Here is a 1,142-nt window from a genome sequence, read left to right on the forward strand (position 1 = left end):
GCAGGATCTCGTCCCACGAACCGTCGTAGTCCACCACCGGGCCGGCCGGCCGGGTCGCGTGCAGCGCGAGGCACTCGTCGGCCTCCCGCCTGCCGGTGGGCAGGTCCCCGACCTCGCACACCCCGCCGATCCCCGCCGTCACCGTCACGTGGGTGGGCAGGTCCGCGGTCAGCGCCGCGACCCAGTCGCGGGCGGGGGCGGGGTCGTCGGCGCACGGCAGCACCGTGTAGACGGTGTTGCCGAACAGCGTGCTCCGGCCCGGGCGGGACCAGCCGAAACCCACGGTGGCCCGCTCGTAGGCGGTGAGGACGGCGGCGTGCCGTTCGTCGTCGGCGTGCGCCTGGACGGCGACGACGCGGAACGTCCCCGGCGGCAGGCCGAGCGTCCCGCTCACCGACGCCGCCTCCCCGGTCCCGTCGAGCAGCCGGAGCACGGATTCCGACTCGACCTGGCGTTCCAGATCGGCACCGACCCGGGACCGCAGCAGGTGCGACGTCACGGCGCGCGCCCCGTCCCGCAGGGCGCGCAGGTGGTCACCGCGCAACGGCGCGTCACAGGTGACCCACACCGATCCCAGCGGTTCCCGCCCGGACCGGGCCGCGGCGACCATCCGCCCCCGCAGCCCGTGCTCGGGCGCGGGCGCGACGAACAGCGGCTCGTCCGAACGGGCGAGATGGGCGAACACTCCCCGCTGCTCGAACAGTCGGCGTACGGGCTCGGACACCCGCCTGCCCAGGATCGTGTCCGCCCGGGCCGGGTCGGCGTCCTGCTGCCAGGACGAGTAGGCCAGCACCCGGGACAGCCCGTCCTCGACGGTGACCTGGCCGCCCACCGCCTCCGCCACGGCGTCGGCCAGGGCGAACAGGTCACGTCCCCCGCGGCCGGACTCGGCCTCACCGCCCTCGAAGACCAGGCCGTACACCACACCGCAGACCTGGCTGAAGGACACGTCGGGCTCGACGCGCAGCACCGTGATCCCGTGCCGCCGCGCCTCGGCCACCGCATCCGCGGTCGTGTCCGACCCGTCGCTCCCCCGGTGCCCGTCGTCGGCGGTGTCGGGGACGCCCGCCGCGTCCTCCGCGTGTTCCGGGCCCTGCTCGTGTTCCGGGCCCTGCGCACCCCCGGTGTCCCCGCCCTCCGCG

1 protein-coding gene is annotated in these 1,142 nt (G+C 76.1%); it reads right to left on the minus strand.

All coding sequences use genetic code 11. The features are described from left to right. On the minus strand, nt 1–1,142 hold a 1,142-nt coding region (locus SACPADRAFT_RS32465; protein WP_233357140.1), incomplete at both ends, for a PucR family transcriptional regulator.

This window comes from Saccharomonospora iraqiensis subsp. paurometabolica YIM 90007 (assembly GCF_000231035.2).
Taxonomy (GTDB): domain Bacteria; phylum Actinomycetota; class Actinomycetes; order Mycobacteriales; family Pseudonocardiaceae; genus Saccharomonospora; species Saccharomonospora paurometabolica.